Source organism: Pseudomonas sp. BF-RE-22, assembly GCF_019956155.1.
In the GTDB taxonomy this organism is placed as follows: domain Bacteria; phylum Pseudomonadota; class Gammaproteobacteria; order Pseudomonadales; family Pseudomonadaceae; genus Aquipseudomonas; species Aquipseudomonas migulae.
In genome coordinates this window covers 75039-95547 of the sequence record NZ_JAHBDD010000009.1, presented here as the reverse complement: position 1 = coordinate 95547, position 20509 = coordinate 75039, and the positions used below count along the sequence as shown (strand labels likewise).

At 61.4% G+C, this 20509-nt stretch carries 16 protein-coding genes; 12 read left to right on the top strand and 4 right to left on the bottom strand.

Annotated elements, in window-relative coordinates; genetic code table 11:
• Window positions 1-14: 14 nt before the first annotated feature.
• The 9 genes from KGA82_RS06070 to KGA82_RS06030 all read left to right on the top strand — a co-directional run bounded on the left by KGA82_RS06070 (window position 15) and on the right by KGA82_RS06030 (window position 10994).
• Window positions 15-3113, top strand: a complete 3099-nt coding sequence (locus KGA82_RS06070) for an efflux RND transporter permease subunit (protein WP_223449939.1) — start codon at window positions 15-17, stop codon at window positions 3111-3113.
• Window positions 3114-3290: 177 nt separating this feature from the next.
• A complete protein-coding gene (locus tag KGA82_RS06065; RefSeq protein WP_207284400.1) occupies window positions 3291-3932 on the top strand; it encodes a DUF1345 domain-containing protein in 642 nt (213 codons plus the stop codon).
• A gap of 76 nt (window positions 3933-4008) precedes the next feature.
• Window positions 4009-4848 carry an AraC family transcriptional regulator gene (locus KGA82_RS06060; RefSeq protein WP_008036846.1) on the top strand — a complete coding sequence of 280 codons (840 nt, stop codon included), beginning with the start codon at window positions 4009-4011 and terminating at the stop codon, window positions 4846-4848.
• Between the two features lie 52 nt (window positions 4849-4900).
• Window positions 4901-5509: a LysE family translocator gene (locus KGA82_RS06055; protein ID WP_223449938.1), complete on the top strand. Its 609-nt coding sequence runs from the start codon at window positions 4901-4903 to the stop codon at window positions 5507-5509.
• Between the two features lie 138 nt (window positions 5510-5647).
• On the top strand, window positions 5648-6673 hold the full coding sequence (locus KGA82_RS06050) for a LacI family DNA-binding transcriptional regulator (protein ID WP_317850748.1): 1026 nt from the start codon (window positions 5648-5650) through the stop codon (window positions 6671-6673).
• Window positions 6674-6829: 156 nt separating this feature from the next.
• The gene (locus KGA82_RS06045; RefSeq protein ID WP_192227067.1) at window positions 6830-7612 is read left to right on the top strand and encodes a sugar phosphate isomerase/epimerase family protein; all 783 of its coding nucleotides are present in this window, start codon (window positions 6830-6832) and stop codon (window positions 7610-7612) included.
• A complete protein-coding gene (locus tag KGA82_RS06040; protein ID WP_223449937.1) occupies window positions 7605-8591 on the top strand; it encodes a sugar kinase in 987 nt (328 codons plus the stop codon). Before KGA82_RS06045 ends, KGA82_RS06040 begins: the two co-directional genes overlap by 8 nt.
• A gap of 105 nt (window positions 8592-8696) precedes the next feature.
• On the top strand, window positions 8697-9995 hold the full coding sequence (locus KGA82_RS06035; RefSeq protein WP_008036856.1) for an MFS transporter: 1299 nt from the start codon (window positions 8697-8699) through the stop codon (window positions 9993-9995).
• A 21-nt stretch (window positions 9996-10016) separates the two neighbouring features.
• Window positions 10017-10994 (top strand): NAD(P)-dependent oxidoreductase, encoded by a 978-nt coding sequence (locus KGA82_RS06030; protein WP_223449944.1) that lies wholly within the window; start codon window positions 10017-10019, stop codon window positions 10992-10994.
• A 114-nt stretch (window positions 10995-11108) separates the two neighbouring features.
• Here the strand turns inward: KGA82_RS06030 and KGA82_RS06025 are convergent, their stop codons facing one another.
• A complete protein-coding gene (locus KGA82_RS06025) occupies window positions 11109-12296 on the bottom strand; it encodes a pyridoxal phosphate-dependent aminotransferase (RefSeq protein ID WP_008036860.1) in 1188 nt (395 codons plus the stop codon).
• Window positions 12297-12515: 219 nt separating this feature from the next.
• On the opposite strand from KGA82_RS06025, the gene KGA82_RS06020 reads away from it, so the two are divergent.
• Window positions 12516-13256, top strand: coding sequence for a hypothetical protein (locus KGA82_RS06020; RefSeq protein ID WP_223449936.1), 741 nt, complete (start codon window positions 12516-12518; stop codon window positions 13254-13256).
• Window positions 13257-13330: 74 nt separating this feature from the next.
• Here KGA82_RS06020 and KGA82_RS06015 read toward each other — a convergent pair whose 3' ends face one another.
• The 3 genes from KGA82_RS06015 to KGA82_RS06005 all read right to left on the bottom strand — a co-directional run bounded on the left by KGA82_RS06015 (window position 13331) and on the right by KGA82_RS06005 (window position 17779).
• Entirely contained in the window at window positions 13331-14956 is a 1626-nt protein-coding gene (locus tag KGA82_RS06015; protein WP_223449935.1) for a methyl-accepting chemotaxis protein, read from the bottom strand.
• A gap of 345 nt (window positions 14957-15301) precedes the next feature.
• Entirely contained in the window at window positions 15302-16444 is a 1143-nt protein-coding gene (locus KGA82_RS06010; RefSeq protein WP_223449934.1) for a glycerate kinase, read from the bottom strand.
• Window positions 16445-16651: 207 nt separating this feature from the next.
• Window positions 16652-17779 (bottom strand): sugar diacid recognition domain-containing protein, encoded by a 1128-nt coding sequence (locus KGA82_RS06005; RefSeq protein ID WP_008031099.1) that lies wholly within the window; start codon window positions 17777-17779, stop codon window positions 16652-16654.
• Window positions 17780-17940: 161 nt separating this feature from the next.
• Here KGA82_RS06005 and KGA82_RS06000 point away from each other — a divergent pair, with 161 nt between their 5' ends.
• Both KGA82_RS06000 and KGA82_RS05995 read left to right on the top strand, forming a co-directional pair.
• Window positions 17941-19251, top strand: coding sequence for an MFS transporter (locus KGA82_RS06000; protein WP_008031098.1), 1311 nt, complete (start codon window positions 17941-17943; stop codon window positions 19249-19251).
• A 193-nt stretch (window positions 19252-19444) separates the two neighbouring features.
• Complete coding sequence (locus KGA82_RS05995; protein WP_223449933.1) at window positions 19445-20458, top strand: aldo/keto reductase; 1014 nt, start codon at window positions 19445-19447, stop codon at window positions 20456-20458.
• The last annotated feature ends 51 nt before the right edge of the window (window positions 20459-20509 follow it).

Below are 20509 nucleotides of genomic sequence, written 5' to 3'. Positions count from 1 at the left end.
CAGGACGCTTTTCTATGCCGCAGTTCTTTATCGACCGCCCGGTGTTCGCCTGGGTGGTTGCCCTGTTCATCCTGCTGGCCGGTGCCCTGTCCATTCCGCAGTTGCCGGTGGCGCAGTACCCCGATGTCGCGCCACCGCAGATAGAAATCTACGCCGTGTACCCGGGCGCCTCGGCGCAAACCGTGGACGAAAGCGTGGTCAGCCTGATCGAGGAAGAGCTCAACGGCGCCGATCACCTGTTGTATTTCGAATCGCAAAGCAGCCTCGGCAGCGCCACGATCAAGGCGACTTTTCAACCGGGCACCAACCCGGAGATGGCCCAGGTGGATGTGCAAAACCGCCTGAAAGTCATCGAGTCGCGCCTGCCGCAAGCGGTCAACCAGCAAGGTTTGCAGGTGGAGAAAGTCTCCGCCGGTTTCCTGTTGCTGATCACCCTGACGTCTACTGACGGCAAACTCGACGACGTGGCGCTCAGCGATTACCTGGCGCGTAACGTGATGAACGAGATCAAGCGCCTGGACGGTGTCGGCAAGGCCCAGCTGTACGGCGCCGAGCGGGCGATGCGGATCTGGATCGACCCGCAGAAACTGATCGGTTTCAACCTGACACCGGCCGACGTCAACGCGGCCATCGTTGCGCAGAACGCCCAGGTTTCGGCCGGCAGCATCGGCGACCTGCCGACCCGCACCACCCAGGAAATCACCGCAACCGTTCTGGTCAAAGGCCAGCTGTCGACCCCGGAAGAATTCGCCGACATCGTGCTCAAGGCCAATCCGGACGGTTCCACCGTGCGCATCGGTGATGTGGCGCGGGTCGAGATCGGCAGCCAGGAATACCAGTTTGGCACGCGTCTGAACGGCAAGCCGTCCACCGCCGTCGGCGTGCAATTGTCGCCCGGCGCCAACGCCCTCAGCACTGCGACGCTGGTGCGGGCGAAGATGGATGAACTGGCGCGCTACTTCCCGGCCAATGTGGAATACAAGATCCCGTACGACACCTCGCCTTTCGTCAAAGTCTCGATCACCAAAGTGGTTTACACCCTGATCGAAGCGATGGTGCTGGTGTTCGCGGTGATGTTCCTGTTCCTGCAAAACTTCCGCTACACGCTGATTCCGACCCTCGTGGTGCCAGTGGCGCTGATGGGCACCTTTGCGACCATGCTCGCGCTGGGGTTCTCGATCAACGTACTGACCATGTTCGGCATGGTGCTGGCCATCGGCATTCTGGTGGACGACGCCATCGTGGTGGTGGAAAACGTCGAACGGATCATGGCCACCGAAGGCCTGTCGCCCAAAGAGGCGACGCGCAAAGCGATGAAGCAGATCACCGGGGCGATCATCGGCATCACTCTGGTGCTGGTCGCCGTGTTTATTCCAATGGCGTTCATGCAGGGTTCGGTCGGGGTGATCTACCGGCAATTCTCGCTGTCGATGGCCACCTCGATTCTGTTTTCGGCCTTCCTCGCCCTGACCTTGACCCCGGCGCTCTGCGCAACGCTGCTCAAGCCGATTGCCAAGGGTGAGCATCACGCCAAGGGCGGCTTCTTCGGCTGGTTCAACCGACGCTTCGAGCAACTGACCGAGCGCTATCAGGGCTGGGTCGCTTATGCGCTGAAACGCAGCGGTCGTTACCTGCTGATCTACGGCGTGCTGCTGATTGGGCTGGGGCTGTGCTTCAGTCGTCTGCCCTCTTCGTTTCTGCCGGTGGAGGATCAGGGTTACACCATCACTGACATTCAACTGCCACCCGGCGCGAGCAAAAATCGCACGGTGCAGGTGGTCGAGCAGATCGAAGCGCACAACGCCACCGAACCGGGCGTCGGCGACAGCACGGTGATTCTCGGCTTCAGCTTCTCCGGCAGCGGGCAAAACGCGGCGCTGGCGTTTACCACGTTGAAAGACTGGTCGGATCGCGGCAGCGACGACTCGGCGAGTTCGATTGCCGACCGCGCCAACATCGCGCTGAGCCAGATCAAGGACGCCATGGCGTTCTCGGTCCTGCCGCCGCCGGTGGACGGCCTCGGCACCTCCAGCGGTTTCGAGTTCCGCTTGCAGGACCGTGGCGGCCTCGGCCATGCCACGCTGATGCAGGCGCGTACCGCGTTGCTGGCGGCCGCCGAGAAAAGTCCGATCCTGATGAACGTGCGCGAAAGCGCGCTGGCCGAAGCGCCGCAAGTGCAACTGATCGTCGACCGTAAACAGGCGAATGCGCTGGGGGTTTCGTTTACCGACATCGGCAGCGTGCTGTCCACCGCAGTCGGTTCGGCTTACATCAACGACTTCCCCAATCAGGGGCGGATGCAGCGGGTGGTGGTTCAGGCTGAAGGCGATCAACGCAGTCAGGTCGCCGACCTGCTGAAGATCCACGTGCGCAACAGCAGCGGGAAAATGGTGCCGCTGTCCGCCTTCGTCCAGGCCAAATGGACTCAGGGCCCGGCGCAGTTGACCCGTTACAACGGCTATCCGGCAATCAGTATTTCCGGTGAACCGACGCCAGGTCACAGCACCGGTGAAGCCATGGCGGAAATCGAGCGACTGGTCGCGCAAGGGCCAGCGGGCCTGGGCCAGGAATGGACCGGGTTATCGCTGCAGGAACGGCTGTCCGGCAGCCAGGCGCCGATCCTGCTCGGGTTGTCGCTGTTGATCGTGTTCCTGTGCCTGGCAGCGTTGTATGAGAGCTGGTCGATTCCGACTTCGGTGCTGCTGGTGGTGCCGCTCGGAGTGCTCGGCGCCGTGTTGGCCGTGACCTTGCGCGGGATGCCCAACGACGTGTTCTTCAAGGTCGGGCTGATCACCATCATCGGCCTGTCGGCGAAGAACGCGATCCTGATCATCGAGTTCGCCAAGAGCCTGTACGACGAAGGCCACGACCTGATCGACGCCACCCTGCAAGCCGCGCGCCTGCGCCTGCGGCCAATCGTCATGACGTCCCTGGCGTTCATCCTCGGTGTCGTGCCGCTGGCGATCGCCACTGGCGCAAGCTCGGCAAGCCAGCAAGCCATCGGCACCGGGGTGATTGGCGGGATGATCACCGCGACACTGGCGGTGGTGTTTGTGCCGGTGTTTTTTGTGGTGGTGATGAAACTGGTGCGTAAACGCCACAAGAAAACCTGACCGCACACATCCCCCTTGTAGGAGCGAGGCTTGCCCGCGAAGGCGCTGTAACAGTCAATACTTCACTCGACTGACACACCGCCTTCGCGGGCAAGCCTCGCTCCTACAGGGAATTGTGTGGGCCCGACGGTCCACGCTGGGCTAAGGTGTTTGCATACACTGGCCCATCGAGTTCACATGCCCTTCCTCGCCCGCACCCACCCTCGCCTGTCCGCTGCTGCGACCCTCGGTGTTGCGGTGGGCATTCTGGCTCCGGCCGATTCGATCATCAGCAAAATCCTCTTCGGCTGGAACGCCGGGGTCTGGTCGTATCTGGTGCTGATGCTCTGGCTCGCCGCCCGCGCCAAAGCGCCGGATGTGAAACGCATTGCCGAAGTCGAAGACGAGAACGCCGGGCTGGTGCTGTTCGTGGTGTGCATCGCCGCCATCGCCAGCCTAGCGACCATCACTTTCGAACTGGCCGGCAGCAAGGACCTGGAAACCACCCGCAAGCTGTTGCATTACGGGTATACCGCACTGACCGTCATCGGTTCATGGCTGTTGATCGGGGTGATTTTCAGCGTGCATTACGCCCGCCTGTTCTACACCTGGGCCGGCAAAGACCCGGCTTTGCGCTTCGCTGAAGGGCTGACCACCCCCAATTATTGGGACTTCCTGTATTTCTCGTTCACCATCAGCGCAGCCGTGCAGACCTCCGATGTCGGCGTGGCCACTCGGGAATTGCGCAAGATTGTGCTCGCGCAGTCGCTGATCGGTTTTCTGTTCAACACCGCGATTCTCGGGTTCTCGATCAACATCGCTGCGGGCCTGTTCAACTGAGCCGTGCACAAACGTTCTAGGCATTGCCCTCGCCACGGGCGTTAAATAACCCGGCAATCCGTCTCGCAGGTGCAGCATGACCACTCACAACTGGATCGACCTGGCCCAGGACGCCGACACCGGCATCGAGACGCTGCGCGCGCATTTCGAGGGCCACGCCTACGATCCGCACTGGCATGACAGCTATCTGGTGGGCGTCACCGAGCAAGGGGTGCAGCAATTCAACTGCCGGCGGGCCCGGCACCAGAGCACGCCGGGCAAGGTGTTTTTGCTCGAACCGGGTGACATCCATGATGGCGAAGCACCGACGGCAGACGGTTTCACCTACCGCATGCTGTACCTCGACCCGCAATGGTTGAAGCGCGAACTCAGTGCCGTGTTCGACAACGCGCCGGACAACAGTCAATTGAGCTTCGCCAATACCCTGGCCACCGACGTGCGCCTGGCCCACGCCACCAGCCTGGCGTTTCAGGCCCTGCACAACGGCGAGCTGAAAATCGTCCGCCAGACTGCCCTCGACGGACTGCTCGAGCGCCTCACCACTCACCTGCACTGGCGTGCCCGTTATGGCGAAGACCCGCGATTGCCGTTGGTGGCGCAGAAAGCTCGGGAGTATCTGCACGCCCATGCCCACGAGGACATCGGCCTCGACCAACTGGCCGCCGCAACGGGCGTCGATCGCTTTCGCCTGACCCGCGCCTTCAAGGCTGCTTACGGCATCGCCCCGCACGCCTATCTGGTGCAATTGCGCCTGGCCACGGCCCGCAGAATGCTGGCCCGAGGCGAACAACCGGCCACGGTGGCCATGACGCTGGGGTTCGCCGACCAGAGTCATCTGGGCCGTTGGTTCGTGCGGGCCTACGGCCTGACGCCCGCGTTGTATCGCAAGCGCTGCTCAAATCTTCCAGACAGTTGACCGTGGAATTGTGAAGATCGACTTCAAAGATCTTCACCGGAGTTTGCCCGCGATGCTGTCCACTTTCCCGACGTTACTGCCCTTCCTGTTGTTTGCGTTCGTGGCGTCGATCACGCCCGGCCCGACCAACATTCTGGTGTTGAGCAACAGTGCCCGATACGGCTTGGTGGCCGCCGTGCCGATCATCTTCGGCGCCTGTGCCAGCGCCGCGACAATTGTGTTGTTGGTCGGCAGCGGTGCCGGAGCGTCGTTGACCGCTTGGCCCTTCGTGCAAACCGCCATGCAGTGGATCGGCGTGGCTTGGCTGAGTTACCTCGCCTGGCAAATTTTCAACGCCCCGGCAGAAGCCGTCACCACCCAAGATGCCGACGCCCGGCTCGGTCTTTTGGGCGCTGCCGGCCTGCAACTGATCAACCCGAAAACCTGGATGATGGCGCTGGCGGTTGTCAGTGTCTTTGCCGGGGGCGGCGAACAGCGCCTGGCCCATGTGATGGTGTTGTCGCTGGCGTTCTTTCTGATTTCCCTGCCCTGCCTTGGGGTCTGGGCGTTGCTCGGCGCGGGCTCCACGCGCTGGTTGCGCTCACCTCGCTCAATGCAACGCTTCAATCGCTGCATGGCCCTGTTGCTGTTGGGATCGGCCTGGTTGAGTCTTTGGGCCTGAATCCCATTCGTCGGCCATTGTCGGACAATCGACGATGCGGGGCTTGACGGCGTATTTGCTTTTGGTGTCTTCTGAAACCGGTTTCAGTGCGATCTCAAACGCACGGACCTTATAACTCCAATAAGAAGGTTTCAGACCGTGAACGATTTCTCCGCCGCCCAGCGCAGCCGCGTGACCATGCTTGATGTCGCCGAACACGCCAAGGTCTCCAAGGCCAGCGTGTCGCGGTTCATCGGCGAGGATCGCGCCTTGCTGTCCGATGCGATTGCGTTGCGCATCGAACAGTCGATTGCCGAACTGGGCTATCGCCCGAACCAGATGGCTCGCGGTCTGAAACGTGGACGAACCCGCCTGATCGGCATGCTGGTCGCCGACATCCGCAACCCTTATTCGATTGCCGTGATGCACGGGGTGGAAACCGCCTGCCGTCAACACGGCTACAGCCTGGTGGTGTGCAACACCGACCGCGATGACGAGCAGGAATGCCAGCACCTGGCCCTGCTGCGCTCGTACAACATCGAAGGGCTGATCGTGAACACCCTCGGCCACCACCGCGACGAATTGCAGGAACTGCATCGCGAGATGCCGCTGGTGCTGGTGGACCGCAAGGTCGAGCACCTCGAAAGTGACATGGTCGGGCTGGACAACCCGGCAGCGGTCGAGATCGCCATCGCCCACCTTGAAGAACGCGGATACCGCGATGTGCTGCTGGTTACCGAACCGTTTGACGGCACCAGCTCACGGATCGAACGAGTCAGCAGTTTCAAGGCGCAGATCGCCCGGCGTTCGGCGCTGCGCGGAACGATGAGCGAAACCGGCAGTGACCTCACGGCAAATCTCAAAACCTTTCTCGATACACCCGGCCCCGGCCCGAAGGCGCTGTTCTGCGCGAACGGGATTGCGGCGCTGGCCGCGACCCATGCGTTGCGCGAATTGCAGTGCACGTTGTTCGAGGATGTCGGCTTGATCGCCCTCGATGACCTGGATTGGTACCCGCTGGTGGGCAGCGGCATCACCGCCCTCGCCCAACCGACGACCGAGATGGGTGCGAGTGCATTTGAATGCTTGCTCAAGCGTTTGCGCGGGGATGACGGGCCGGTGCGGACGATGGATTTTTCGGCTCGGTTGATTGTGCGTGGGTCGACCCTGGGAAATTCTCGGTGAATGTTTCGGCCCCTTCGCGGGCAAGCCTCGCTCCTACAGAGGCTCGCGATACCTCTGTAGGAGCGAGGCTTGCCCGCGAAGGGGCCCAAAAGATCACCACAAAACCTCATCCTTTTTTTTGAACAAAAATGAAACCGGTTTCAGAGGTCCATGACAATGCATAAACCACCCGTTTCCATCAGCCTCTCCAGCTACGGCGCCGACCTCGTCCGCCAGCGCGGTCAAGGCAGTTTCATCGATATCCTCGCGGCTGCGGGCGCCAGCCACATCGAATGGCGCGAAGAACTGCTGACCGTTGAAGACCCCGCCCAACTGGCCGATGCCACCCAGGCGCAAGGCCTCGAAAGCGTGTATTCCTCGCCGATGGAACTGTGGCTGGCCGGCCAGTCGAAACCCAATCCGCAACTGATCACCGCCCTGCAACGCGCCCAGGCCTTCGGCGCCAAATGGCTGAAGGTGTCCCTCGGTTACTTCACCGACACCAGCGACCTGCAAACCCTCGCCCGGATCCTGGGCAAAAGCGCCGTGCAACTGTTGGTGGAAAACGATCAGACCCTGCACGGCGGTCGCATCGAACCGTTCCAGCGTTTTTTCGCAGCGGTCGAGCAACACAATCTGCCGATCAAAATGACCTTCGACATCGGCAACTGGCACTGGCAGGACCAGTCCGCCAGCAGCGCCGCGCGCCTGCTAGGGCGCCACGTTGGCTACGTGCACTGCAAAGCCGTGTCGCGCCGGGCCGATGGCAAACTGGTCGCCATGCCGCCTGCTGCCAGCGACCTGCATTCGTGGGAACAACTGCTGCGGCACATGGCCCAAGGCGTGATGCGGGCCGCGGAATATCCACTGCAAGCCGATGACCTGGTGCAGCTCACCACCGAGCATGTCGCCGCCCTCGCCCACTTGGGGCAAGCACGCCTGGAGAGCGCTCATGTCTGAGATCGATATCCTGTCGTTCGGCGAAACCATGGCGATGTTTGTCGCCGATCAAAATGGCGACCTCGCCAACGTCGACCACTTCCACAAACGCATTGCCGGGGCCGACAGCAACGTCGCCATCGGTTTATCGCGACTGGGGTTCAAGGTGACGTGGCTGAGCCGGGTCGGTGACGACTCTCTGGGGCACTTCGTGATCGACACCTTGAAAAAGGAAGGCCTGGATTGCAGTAACGTTGCCCTCGATGCCGCACACCCGACCGGGTTTCAGCTCAAGTCACGCACCGACGATGGCGACGATCCCAGGGTCGAGTACTTTCGGCGCGGCTCGGCGGCGAGTCATCTGTCGCCCCGGTCGATCATCCCCGAACTGCTCAAGGCGCGGCACTTGCACGCCACCGGCATTCCTCCGGCGCTCTCGGAAACGGCGCGACAGATGTCTTTCGAACTGATGACGCGCATGCGTGAAGCCGGGCGCAGCGTGTCCTTCGACCCGAACCTGCGCCCGAGCCTGTGGGCCAGCACGCAACAGATGATCAGCGAAATCAACCGCCTCGCCGCCCTCGCCGACTGGGTGCTGCCGGGTTTGAGTGAAGGTCGCTTGCTGACCGGCTATGAAGACCCGGCTGACATCGCCGCGTTTTACCTCGACCAGGGCGCCGAAGCGGTGGCGATCAAGCTCGGCCCGCACGGCGCGTATTACCGCACGCATCTGGATGACGGTTTCGTGGCGGGCGTGCCCGTGGAAACGGTGGTCGACACGGTCGGTGCCGGTGACGGGTTTGCCGTCGGCATGATCAGCGCGCTGCTGGAAAACCACAGCGTTGCCGACGCCGTGAAACGCGCCAACTGGATTGGTAGCCGTGCGGTACAGAGTCGTGGGGATATGGAGGGTTTGCCGACCCGATCCGAAATGTCCATCGAATTCGAGACCGCTATCGCCAGCAGGCTGGCTCCCACAGGGGATTTGTGTCGCCTATAGATCCAGTGTGGGAGCTAGCCTGCTAGCGATGAGGCCCGCTCAATCACCGAAGATTTAAACCCGTTACCTGCTGCGACAAAAACAACAAGCTCAGGAGCACCACTCATGAAAACCGCAACGCTCGCCACCCGCCGCTGGTGGTACATCATGCCCATCGTATTCATCACCTACAGCCTGGCGTACCTGGACCGCGCCAACTACGGATTCGCCGCCGCCTCCGGGATGGCCGCCGACCTGATGATCACGCCAGGCCTGTCGTCGATGCTCGGCGCACTGTTCTTCCTCGGCTACTTTTTCTTCCAGGTGCCCGGCGCGATCTACGCGCAAAAACACAGTGTGAAGAAACTGATTTTCGTCAGCCTGATCCTCTGGGGCAGTCTGGCGACGCTCACCGGGATCGTCTCCAACGCCTACTGGCTGATAGTCATTCGCTTCATGCTCGGCGTGGTCGAAGCCGCGGTGATGCCGGCCATGCTGATCTACCTGTGCCACTGGTTCACCCGTGCCGAACGCTCGCGGGCCAACACTTTTCTGATCCTCGGCAACCCGGTGACCATGCTCTGGATGTCGGTGGTGTCGGGCTATCTGGTGCAGCATTACAGCTGGCGCTGGATGTTTATCATCGAAGGTTTGCCGGCAGTGCTCTGGGCGTTTATCTGGTGGCGCCTGGCGGATGATCGTCCGGCCCAGGCCAAGTGGCTCAGCGACGCCGAAAAGCACGATCTGGAAAGCGCCCTCGCCGCCGAACAGGTGGGCATCAAGGCGGTGAAGAACTACGCCGAGGCCTTCCGCTCGCCGAAAGTGATCATCCTGGCCCTGCAGTTTTTCTGCTGGAGCATTGGCGTCTACGGCTTCGTGCTGTGGCTGCCGTCGATCCTCAAGGCCGGCGCGCAAATGGACATGGTCGAAGCCGGCTGGCTGTCGGCGCTGCCGTATCTGGCGGCGGTGATCGGGATGCTGCTGGTGTCCTGGGGCTCGGACAAACTGCAAAAGCGCAAACGCTTTGTCTGGCCGCCGCTGCTGATCGCCTCGATTGCGTTCTACGGATCATACGCGCTGGGCGCCGAACATTTCTGGTGGTCGTACACCCTGCTGGTGATTGCCGGGGCCTGCATGTACGCGCCTTACGGACCGTTCTTCGCGATCATCCCGGAAATCCTCCCGGCCAACGTCGCCGGTGGCGCCATGGCGTTGATCAACAGCATGGGCGCGCTGGGCTCGTTTGGCGGCTCTTATCTGGTCGGTTACCTGAACAGCTCCACCGGTTCGCCGGGCGCGTCGTACCTGCTGATGAGCGGCGCGCTGATGTTTTCGGTGGTGCTGACGATTCTCCTCAAGCCCGGCGCCAGCGACCGGGAACGTCCTGCGGTTGCGCAAACACGCCCGACCGCCGCCCATCCTTGAATTGATGCAGAGATGAATACGATGAAAAAGCAGGTCGTGCTGTACAAGAAACTCTCGCCGTTGCTGATGGCTCGCCTGCATGAGCAGACCGACGTGACGTTGATCGACAACCTCGACGCCGATGGCCTGGCGCAACTGCGCGAGACCCTGCCCCGCGCTCACGGGTTGCTCGGTGCCAGTCTGAAACTGGACGCGGGCCTGCTGGATCTGGCGCCGAATCTACGCGCCATTGCCAGCGTTTCGGTGGGCGTCGACAACTACGACATCGACTACCTGACCGAGCGGCGAATCCTGCTCAGCAACACCCCGGACGTGCTCACCGAAACCACCGCCGACACCGGTTTTGCGCTGATCCTCGCGACGGCCCGGCGCGTGGTGGAACTGGCGAACATGGTTCGTGCCGGCCAGTGGAACCGCAACATCGGCCCCGTGCATTTCGGCAGCGATGTGCACGGCAAAACCCTGGGCATCATTGGCATGGGGCGGATCGGCGAAGCGTTGGCCCAACGCGGGCATTTCGGTTTCGGCATGCCGGTGATCTATCACAGCCACTCGCCGAAACCGGCGGTGGAACAGCGCTTCAATGCGCAATACCGCAGCCTGCCGGAGCTGTTGCAGCAGGCCGATTTCGTTTGCCTGACGTTGCCGCTGACAGTGGAAACCGAGGGGCTGATCGGTGCTGAACAGTTTGCGCTGATGCGTCCAGAGACGATCTTCATCAACATTTCACGGGGCAAAGTGGTGGACGAGACAGCGCTGATCGAAGCGTTGCGTTCCGGGCAGATTCGCGCAGCGGGGCTGGATGTGTTCGAACGCGAACCGCTGAACCCGGACTCGCCGCTGTTGCAACTGAACAACGTGGTGGCGACGCCGCACATTGGCTCAGCGACCCATGAAACGCGCGAAGCGATGGCGACGTGTGCGGTGGACAATCTGCTGGCAGCGTTGGCGGGTGAGCGGCCGAAGAATCTGGTGAATACCCGGGCGTGGAAGGATTAAGAGATGTAGCGCCTGTCAGTCAGTCTTCGCGGGCAAGTCGAATCGTCGCACCGCTCGCTCCTACAGAGGAATCGCGAACTTCTGTAGGAGCGAGGCTTGCCCGCGAAGAGGCCCTCAGGCGCGCCGGGCCTCCAAAAGATCCGCCGCACACAACGCAATCCGCCGACACGCATCCGCCAGTTTCCGTTGATCCACCACCAACCCGATCCGGATGTGCCCCGCAGCGCTCGGCCCGAACGCTTCGCCGGCCAGCACCGAAACGCCATAGCCCTCCAGCAGCCGCTCGGCGAAGTGCTGGGCAGACAACCCGGTCTGGCGCACATCGACCATCACAAACATCCCGCCATCGGGCCGAACCGCCCGCACCCCCGGGCACGCACTCAGGCTCGCGCACACCAGGTCACGGCGTTGACGGTATTCTTCGCGCATCATCGCCACTTCCGGCAGATCACCCTCCAGCGCAACTTGCGCCGCCTTCTGCACAAAGTCCGGAATGCCGAACAGCATGCACAACGACAGATGTTCCAGATGGTCAATCAAGGGCTTGGGCCCGATCACCCAACCGACCCGCCAGCCGCTCATGGCGTGGGATTTGGACAGGCTGTTGAGCGTCGCGGTGCGCTCGGCCATGCCCGGCAGGCTGGCCGGGCTGATGTGCTCGCCCTCGTACAACAGATCGCTGTAAACCTCGTCACTGATCAGCCACAGGTTGTGCCGAATGCACAGCGACGCCAGTTCCTGCCAGATCTTCAGCGACAGACTGGCACCGGAAGGGTTGTTTGGACTGTTGAGCAAAAGCGCGCGGGTTTTCGGCGTGATCAGCGCCGCGACATCCGCCGGATCAACGCGAAAGCCGTTCTCCGGACGCACCGCCACCGGCACCGCTTTCGCCCCGCAGGCGCCGAACACGCCTTCATAAGTCACGTACATCGGTTCGGCGACGATCACTTCATCGCCCGGATCGAGCAGGCATTGCACGACCGAATACACCCCGCACTGGGCGCCGGGCGTCACAATCACCTGATCCGCATCGACCTCCTGACCACTGCAACGCCGGTGACGGTTGACGATGCTGTCGCGTAGCCCGCGACTGCCGCGCACTTGCGAGTAATGCGTGTCGCCAGCCAGCAGGCTGTCAATGCACGCCTGGACGATGGGACGCGGCGTATCGAAGTCCGGATCGCCCACCGACAACAGCAACACATCGACGCCCTGCTCTCGTAATTCCAATGCTCGGTAATGAATCTGCCAGGCCGCAGCGCCGTCTCCGGCAATTCGTTGGGTCAAGGCTGAATAGCGCATGTATTTCTCCAATCGCGCGTGTTCCTAGTCTCAACCCTATCTCAAATCACGAAACGCGCCACCTGCGCGGCATCACCGCGCACTGTGACACCCCTTGCAGAAAACGACCACCTGTCATATCTGACAGTAGACGGGTGCCACGCTATTTCGTTTAACTGGCCTCGATACCTCTGCAGTCGAGACGTGAGGTTCCACTTACCTTTTACTCAGAGCACTTAAATGTCGAATTTAAATCTGCAAATACAAGAACTCGAAGCCCCTGGAATTCTGGGTGCACTGCCAGATCTTCCCGGCGGCCAGGAAAACCTGCTGCCCGTCGAACAGCTTTACAAACCCCTTCTTATGTCAGTTCCTGACTGGGATGGAGTGTTTCCAACGCCACCAAACCAACGAGTACGTTTGGAGCTGCTAGTAAATGATGTTCGCGTCTATCAATTTGATTTCATAACACCCATTGACCCAAAAATATTCCCTCTCCAGCTTCCAATCGAGCCAAAGTACTTCATGGCCGAGGGCCGTTACAAAGCGAGCTACTCCCTGACCATCTCAGCAAGCTCGATGTTCTCCCAAGCGAGTTTTTTTACCGTTGATAAAACACCGCCAAACGCAGGAAACCCGGGCCAACAGGTGGGTATTCCAGATGAAGTCGAACAAAACGGAATCACCACTGCATACTTGGCTGAAAACAATGATTCAGTACCGATCGTCGTTTCTAAATATATTGATCAGCGAGCCGGCGATGTGATTTCACTGCACCTGGGTAACTTCGCCAGCCCTCCTGTAGTGAATTGCACCGTGCATGACTCGAATTCCGACACGGTCATACCTGTGAAAGGAGAAATTATCCGCGTGATCGGTAATGGATTACATTACTTTTTTTACAGCCTGAAAGACCGTTCTGGACACGTCGGCCCGATCTCTCAGTACCGTGCTGTCAACATTGTTTTGGATCAAAAATAGAAATCGCATTGCAGATGGCATTTGGCACTGGTTGCTTCCATGATGTGGCGGAACCGCCAGTGCCACGCAGCGATTCAAATCACAAACCGCGCCACCATGGCATTCAAATCAACGGCCAGGCGCGACAGCTCGTGGGTGGCAGCGCTGGTCTGATTGGCCCCGGCAGCGGACTGGGTCGCCAGGTCGCGAATGTTCACCAGGTTGCGGTCGACTTCGCGGGACACCTGCGCCTGCTCTTCGGACGCGCTGGCGATCACCAGGTTGCGTTCGTTGATCAGATGGATCGACTGGGTGATCTGCTCCAGCGCGACACCGGCGGCTCGGGCCATTTCCAGGGTGCTGTGGGTGCGCTGATTGCTTTGCTGCATCGACGACACCGCCTCCCCCGTACCGTTCTGGATGCCGGCCACCATCTTCTCGATTTCCTGAGTCGATTGCGCCGTGCGATGCGCCAGCGCCCGCACCTCGTCCGCCACCACCGCAAAACCACGCCCGGCTTCACCGGCACGGGCCGCTTCAATCGCGGCGTTCAGTGCCAGCAGGTTGGTCTGCTCGGCAATGGCGCGAATCACGTCCAGCACCTTGCCGATGTCCCGGCCCTGAGCGGCCAGGCCTTCGATCATCAGCGAAGTGTTCTGCACGTCGTGGGTCATGGTCTGGATCGCATCGACGGTTTCCACCACGCGGTCGCGACCTTCACGAGCAGCCTGGGTCGACTGGTTCGAGGCTTCGGAGGTCGACACGGCGTTGCGCGCCACCTCTTCCACGGCAGCGGTCATTTCGTTGACAGCGGTGGCGGCTTGTTCGATTTCATTGTTTTGCTGTTGCAGACCGCGGGACGCTTCTTGCGTGACCGTGCTCAGCTCTTCGGCAGCGGCGCCCAACTGCGTGGCGGAACCGGCGATCTGCTCGATGGTTTTGCGCAAACTGGCCTGCATCGCGGACAACGCGCCGAGCAAACGGGCCGGTTCATCCTTGCCATCGACTTCGATGACGTTGCGCAGGTTGCCGCCCGCGATGGTTTCAGCAGCCTGCAATGCACGGTTCAGCGGGGTGACGATGCTGCGGGTCAACAGCCAGGCCAGCAACACGGTCATCAGTGCGGCAATCACCGCAACGACCACGATGCCGGTGATGGCATTGCTGTAGTGTTCGCCCGCTTCGGCCGATGCGGTCTTGGCATCGGTGGTGTTGAGTGCCACCAGTTTATTGAGCTGCTCGCCCATCTGGTCGGTGCCGTCCTTGATCCGCGTATTGATCAGGGTGCGCATCTCATCCAGCTTGTTCTGCCGCGACAGTTCCATCATCTGGTTCTGCGCTTGCATGTAGTTGTCGAGGGTGGCCATGAACGTCTTGTACAGCGCGGCTTCTTCTGGCTGGGCGGGCAAAGCTGCGTAGCTGGCCTGAGCGCTGCGCAGCTTGTCGGTGAGGACGCTGATGCGAGTCTGGGCTTCCTGCAACGCGGCGGGTTCGCGGTTGACCAACACCCGGAACGAGAGGATGCGCATGCGCAGGACGTTTTCCGTCATGTTGCCCAAAAACCCGATGCTGGGCAGTTGCGTCGTCTCCATATCGACCGATGCCTGGCGAATGGTCGTCATGCGGCTCACGGCAAATACACCCAGCACGATGACCAGCAAGGCAATGAAAGCAAAACCCAGGAAAGCTCGAGGCGCGATGTTCAGATTACGCAGGGACATAGGACGATACTCGGGTGATTGAGTCTTCGAGCGTCCTTGCCGTGATCACTGGCGGGCGGGCATTGAGGCGCACCGCTCAGGCTGGCGCCACTGTTGTAATAGGTTTGTGTGCGCCTGATATCTGTATCGGCTGGGGTTGAGGATTTTTGCGGGGATTTGCGAAATATATTTCAAGGGATTACGAGTGTTTCATCCGTGAAACACTGATCTTTGGTTCGCCGCATCCCCCTGTAGGAGCGAAGCTTGCTCGCGAAGGTCGTGAGGGCAACGCGTTCATACAGACAACCTGCGTCATCGTTGACGTCCTTCGCGAGCAAGCTTCGCTCCTACAATGGCCGTGGGGTATCAGGTTTTGCGTTTGGCGATACGCCAGACCCGGGCGATGTCGCTCGCACGCTCACGCAACAACCGTGGCGCCTCGGTGCACGCCTGCTCCAGGGTCATCGGCCCGCTCGCCAAGGCAAACGCGGCGTCGATGCCATGCGCGTACAGGGCCTGATAGCTCTCGCCCAAGGTGCCGGCGATGACGATGACCGGCACGCCGTGTTGCCCGGCGATGCGTGCGACACCAAACGGTGTCTTGCCGCGCAGGGTTTGTGCATCGAAGCGGCCTTCGCCGGTGATCACCAGGTCGGCGCCCTTGACCGCATCGGCCAGGCCGACCAATTCGGCGACCACTTCAACCCCGGCCTTGAACTGCGCGCCCAGGAAGGCCTTGGCGGCAAACCCCAGGCCACCCGCCGCGCCGCTGCCCGGCTCGTCACGCACGTCATTGCCGAGGACCTGGGCGCAAAGCCCGGCGAAGTGCCCGAGGGCGCGATCCAGCTGCTCGACCTGCGCAGGCGTTGCGCCTTTTTGCGGACCGAAAATCGCAGAGGCGCCGTGGGGGCCGCACAGTGGATTGTTGACGTCGGCGGCGATGTCGAAGCGCACGTCGGTCAGACGCGGATCGATGCCACTGAGATCGATGCGCGCCAGTTGCGCCAGTGCCAACCCGCCGGGTTCCAGGGTTTGGCCTTGTGCATCGAGCAGTTTCACGCCCAGCGCTTGCATCGCCCCTGCACCGCCGTCGTTGGTGGCGCTGCCGCCAATCGCCAGGATCACCCGTTGCGCTCCGGCGTCGAGTGCCGCGCGGATCAACTCACCGGTGCCGAAGGTGCTGCTGATGCACGCATCGCGTTGCCCCGGCGGAACGAGTTGCAGGCCGCTGGCCTCGGCCATCTCGATGATGGCGGTGAGGCTCTGGGGCAACCAGCCCCACGCGGCGTCGACCGTTGTGCCCAGCGGCCCTTTGACGCGGGTGCGACGCAGTTGACCTTCGCAGGCGGCCAGAATCGACTCGACCGTGCCTTCGCCCCCATCGGCCATCGGGCATTTGACCAGTTGCGCATCGGGCCAGACTTCAACCAGACCAAGGGCAATGGCATCGGCCACGCCTTGTGCGCTGAGGCTGTCCTTGAACGAATCGGGGGCGATGACGATTTTCATGCGAATTCTCCAGTTCCAATGCCCCCATGCTGCCAGCCGGCCTGAACAATAACGCCGGTCCGCTGCACAAGTGGCACGGAGGATTATTGTTCATTTTCACAAAACGACAGGTTTACGCATCCCCTGTAGGAGCCGGCTTGCTGGCGATTGCGTACGACGCGGTGGATCAGGAACACCGCGTTAAGTGGATCGCCAGCAAGCCGGCTCCTACAGGGGCGGTGTTGTTTCGGTTTGTGGGAGTAGCTGCACGCCGAGGTACAGCGCCAGCATGCCATCGAGGCGCAACGGGTCGACGCCGCTGAGCTCGGCAATCCGCTCCATCCGGTAACGCAGGCTGTTGCGGTGAATGCCCAGCGCATCGGCGCAGGCCTGGCTCTGGCCGTCGTGATCGCACCAACTGCGCAACGTCGCCAGCAATTGGCCGTTGCCGTCCTTGGCGATGACTTTGCGCAAGGGCTTGAGTAATTCGTCCAGCGCATCATCGTTGCGATGGCGCCAGAGCATCACCGGCAATCGATAACGGGTCAGCGTCAACAGACGAGAATGCGGCAGCACATCGCGCCCATAGGCCAGCAAGTCGCCGACCCGCCGATAGCAACGGCGCAAACCCGACAAGCCATCGGCCTGTCCGCCCACGGCGATGCGCAAGATATTCCAGCCGAGGCCGTCGAGCTTTTCCAGCAAGCGGTCGTTCTCGATCGCCTGGTTGGCCGGCCGGCACCACAGCAACGACGACTTGGCCGAACTCACGCACCAACTGTCCGGGTAGCGCGAGGTCAGCCAGGCGCTGAGTGCGTCGACGGTTTGCCCCGGACCGTGCTCCATTCCCAGCTCGAACAAATACGGCACCCGCGTCAGTTGCGGTTTGAGCCCGAGCTGTTGCGCCTCATCGATCAAGCGCGGCGAATCCCCTGCCTCGCTGAGCAGCAACGCCAGCAAATCATCGCAACGCTGGCGCCGCCATTGCTGCTCGGCCTGCTGATTGCGCTGGCCCACCAGCATCTCGGCGGTCATGCGCACCAGTTCGGCGTAGGTGCGCAATTGCTCGGGTTCGCCGGTGATGCCGAGCACGCCAATCAGCCGTTGATCGAGCAACAGCGGCAGGTTGATGCCCGGTTGTACGCCCTTGAGGTGGATAGCGGTTTGCGCATCGATTTCCACCACCCGCCCGTTGGCCAGCACCAGTTGCGCGCCTTCGTGCCGGGTGTTGACCCGCTCCGGTTCACCACTGCCGAGAATCAACCCCTGGCTGTCCATGACGTTGACGTTGTAAGGCAGGATGGCCATCGCCCGGTCGACGATGTCCTGGGCCAGGTCGTGATCGAGTTCGAACATTGTGGTGGTCCTTCAAAGCGCGGTTGTTCACCCGCACAGGGCTTGGTTGCAAACCCTGTGCTCAGGCACAAAGACAGCAGCCCTGAGGGTGGTCGAGACTCTCAGGGCGATCAACGTTACCCTTTGCATCGCAAAAAATCATAATAAAGAGAGAGCCCGCCATGTCACAGAGCGCCGCCGCTACCCAGGCCATCGTTGACGAAAAAAACGCCGTCTACAAACGCATTACCCTGCGTTTGATCCCCTTCATCTTCATCTGCTACCTGTTCAACTACCTCGACCGGGTGAACGTTGGATTTGCCAAGCTGCAGATGCTCGACGCGCTGAAATTCAGTGAAACCGTGTACGGCCTCGGCGCCGGGATCTTCTTTATCGGCTACGTGCTGTGCGGCGTACCGAGCAACCTGGCGCTGACCAAGTTCGGCCCGCGCCGCTGGATCGCGCTGATGATGATCACCTGGGGCACGCTGTCGACCTGCCTGTTGTTCGTCACCACCCCGACCGAGTTCTACACCTTGCGCCTGTTCACCGGCGCGGCCGAAGCCGGGTTCTTCCCGGGCGTGGTGTTGTACCTCTCGCAGTGGTTCCCGACCTTCCGCCGTGGCCGCATCATGGCGCTGTTCATGTCGGCGATCCCGGTGTCCGGCCTGCTCGGCAGCCCGTTCTCTGGCTGGATCCTCAACCACTTCGCTGCGGGCCAGGGTGGCCTGGCCGGCTGGCAGTGGATGTTCCTGCTGCAAGGCATCCCGACCGTGATCCTCGGCGCCCTCGCCTACTTCCTGCTGAGCGACAGTTACGCCAACGCCAAATGGCTCACGCCGTTCGAACGCTCGGTGCTGGAAGCCGACCACGCTGAAGACCTGGCCAACAAACCGAAAACCACCACCGACTCGCTGCTGGCGGTGTTCAAGAACCCGGCAATCTGGGCGTTCGGTTTGATTTACTTCTGCATCCAGAGCGGGGTCTACGCGATCAACTTCTGGCTACCGTCGATCATCAAGAACCTGGGCTTCAACGATAACCTGGTGATCGGCTGGTTGAGTGCGATCCCGTACCTGCTGGCGGCCGTGTTCATGTTGATGGTCGGCCGCTCGGCGGACTTGCGCAAAGAACGTCGCTGGCATTTGGTGGTGCCCATGTTGATGGGCGCAGTGGGCCTGCTGATCGCCGTGAACTTCGCCACCACGCCAGCCATTGCCATCCTTGGCCTGACGATCGCCACCATGGGCGCCCTCACCGGCCTGCCGATGTTCTGGCCGGTGCCGACCGCACTGCTGAGCGCCGGCGCGGCTGCCGGTGGCCTGGCGTTGATCAACTCGATGGGCCAGATGGCCGGCTTCCTCAGCCCGTACCTGGTCGGTTGGGTCAAGGACACTACTGGCTCGACCGATGCCGCGTTGTACTTGCTGGCGGGCGTGATTGTCTGCGGCAGCCTGCTGGCGTTGCGCATGACCCGCACCCTGCGCGTCTGACACCTGTCCCCTGTGGGAGCGAGCCTGCTCGCGATAGCGGAGTGTCAGTCAACATAGCTGTTGAATGTTGAACCGCAATCGCGAGCAGGCTCGCTCCCACATTTGATTGTGGGGGGGGGCAATAATTGTGTTTGCCCCATGCGGTTGTTCTGGTATTTGATTGAGCCTTTCCCACTGGTAAAAGGATTTCGTCATGAGCTACCGCACGCTGGGTCACTCGGGATTGCAGGTGTCCACCCTGACCCTGGGGACCATGATGTTCGGCGAACAGACCAGCACCGAAGATTCCCTGCGGATCATCGACAAGGCCTGGGACCAGGGCATCAATTTCATCGACACCGCCGACGTCTACACCAACGGTCGCTCTGAAGAGATCGTCGGCGAAGCGATCGCCGGCAACCGCCACGAATGGGTGCTCGCCACCAAGGTCGGTTTCGGCCCGGTGGACGGTGTGCCGAACCGCAGCGGCCTGAGCCGCAAGCACATTTTCAATGGCATCGATGCCAGCCTCACGCGCCTGGGCACCGACTACGTCGACCTTTATTACCTGCACCGCGAAGACCACAACACGCCGCTGGAAGTGACGGTGTCGGCCATCGGCGACCTGATTCGCCAGGGCAAAATCCGCAACTGGGGGTTGTCGAACTACCGTGGCTGGCGCATCGCCGAGGTCATTCGCGTGGCGGACAAACTGGGTGTCGACCGCCCTGTCATCAGCCAGCCGCTGTACAACATCGTCAATCGCCAGGCCGAAACCGAACAGATCACCGCCGCGCAGAACTACGGTTTGGGCGTTGTGCCTTACAGCCCGCTGGCGCGCGGCGTGCTCAGCGGCAAATATGCGCCGGATGTAAAACCGGATGCCAACAGCCGCGCCGGGCGCGCCGACAAACGTATTCTGGAAACCGAATGGCGCGTCGAATCCCTGCGCATCGCCCAGCAGATCCAGCAATACACGCAAGATCGCGGCGTCGGTATCGTCGAATTCGCGATTGCCTGGGTGCTGAACAACAGCGCCGTCACCTCGGCCATTGTCGGGCCGCGTACCGAAGAGCAATGGGATGCCTACACTAAGGCGCAGGCGGTGAAGATCACGGCGCAGGATGAAGCGTTTATCGACTCGCTGGTGACACCGGGGCATGCGTCCACGCCAGGGTTCAATGACGTGAGCCATTTCGTGTCGGGCCGTAAACCGCGCAACGCCTGAATCAACACAAGACTACTGTAGGAGTGAGCCTGCTCGCTCCCACAGGGTGTC

Bases quoted from the DNA above. Each gene is read 5' to 3' on its own strand.
- KGA82_RS06060 (WP_008036846.1), top strand. From the start codon at position 4,009: ATGACCACTCACAACTGGATCGACCTGGCCCAGGACGCCGACACCGGC.
- KGA82_RS06015 (WP_223449935.1), bottom strand. From the start codon at position 14,956: ATGTCCCTGCGTAATCTGAACATCGCGCCTCGAGCTTTCCTGGGTTTT.
- KGA82_RS06000 (WP_008031098.1), top strand. From the start codon at position 17,941: ATGTCACAGAGCGCCGCCGCTACCCAGGCCATCGTTGACGAAAAAAAC.
- KGA82_RS06070 (WP_223449939.1), top strand. From the start codon at position 15: ATGCCGCAGTTCTTTATCGACCGCCCGGTGTTCGCCTGGGTGGTTGCC.
- KGA82_RS06040 (WP_223449937.1), top strand. From the start codon at position 7,605: ATGTCTGAGATCGATATCCTGTCGTTCGGCGAAACCATGGCGATGTTT.
- KGA82_RS06020 (WP_223449936.1), top strand. From the start codon at position 12,516: ATGTCGAATTTAAATCTGCAAATACAAGAACTCGAAGCCCCTGGAATT.
- KGA82_RS06065 (WP_207284400.1), top strand. From the start codon at position 3,291: ATGCCCTTCCTCGCCCGCACCCACCCTCGCCTGTCCGCTGCTGCGACC.
- KGA82_RS06045 (WP_192227067.1), top strand. From the start codon at position 6,830: ATGCATAAACCACCCGTTTCCATCAGCCTCTCCAGCTACGGCGCCGAC.
- KGA82_RS06010 (WP_223449934.1), bottom strand. From the start codon at position 16,444: ATGAAAATCGTCATCGCCCCCGATTCGTTCAAGGACAGCCTCAGCGCA.
- KGA82_RS05995 (WP_223449933.1), top strand. From the start codon at position 19,445: ATGAGCTACCGCACGCTGGGTCACTCGGGATTGCAGGTGTCCACCCTG.
- KGA82_RS06030 (WP_223449944.1), top strand. From the start codon at position 10,017: ATGAAAAAGCAGGTCGTGCTGTACAAGAAACTCTCGCCGTTGCTGATG.
- KGA82_RS06005 (WP_008031099.1), bottom strand. From the start codon at position 17,779: ATGTTCGAACTCGATCACGACCTGGCCCAGGACATCGTCGACCGGGCG.
- KGA82_RS06055 (WP_223449938.1), top strand. From the start codon at position 4,901: ATGCTGTCCACTTTCCCGACGTTACTGCCCTTCCTGTTGTTTGCGTTC.
- KGA82_RS06025 (WP_008036860.1), bottom strand. From the start codon at position 12,296: ATGCGCTATTCAGCCTTGACCCAACGAATTGCCGGAGACGGCGCTGCG.
- KGA82_RS06035 (WP_008036856.1), top strand. From the start codon at position 8,697: ATGAAAACCGCAACGCTCGCCACCCGCCGCTGGTGGTACATCATGCCC.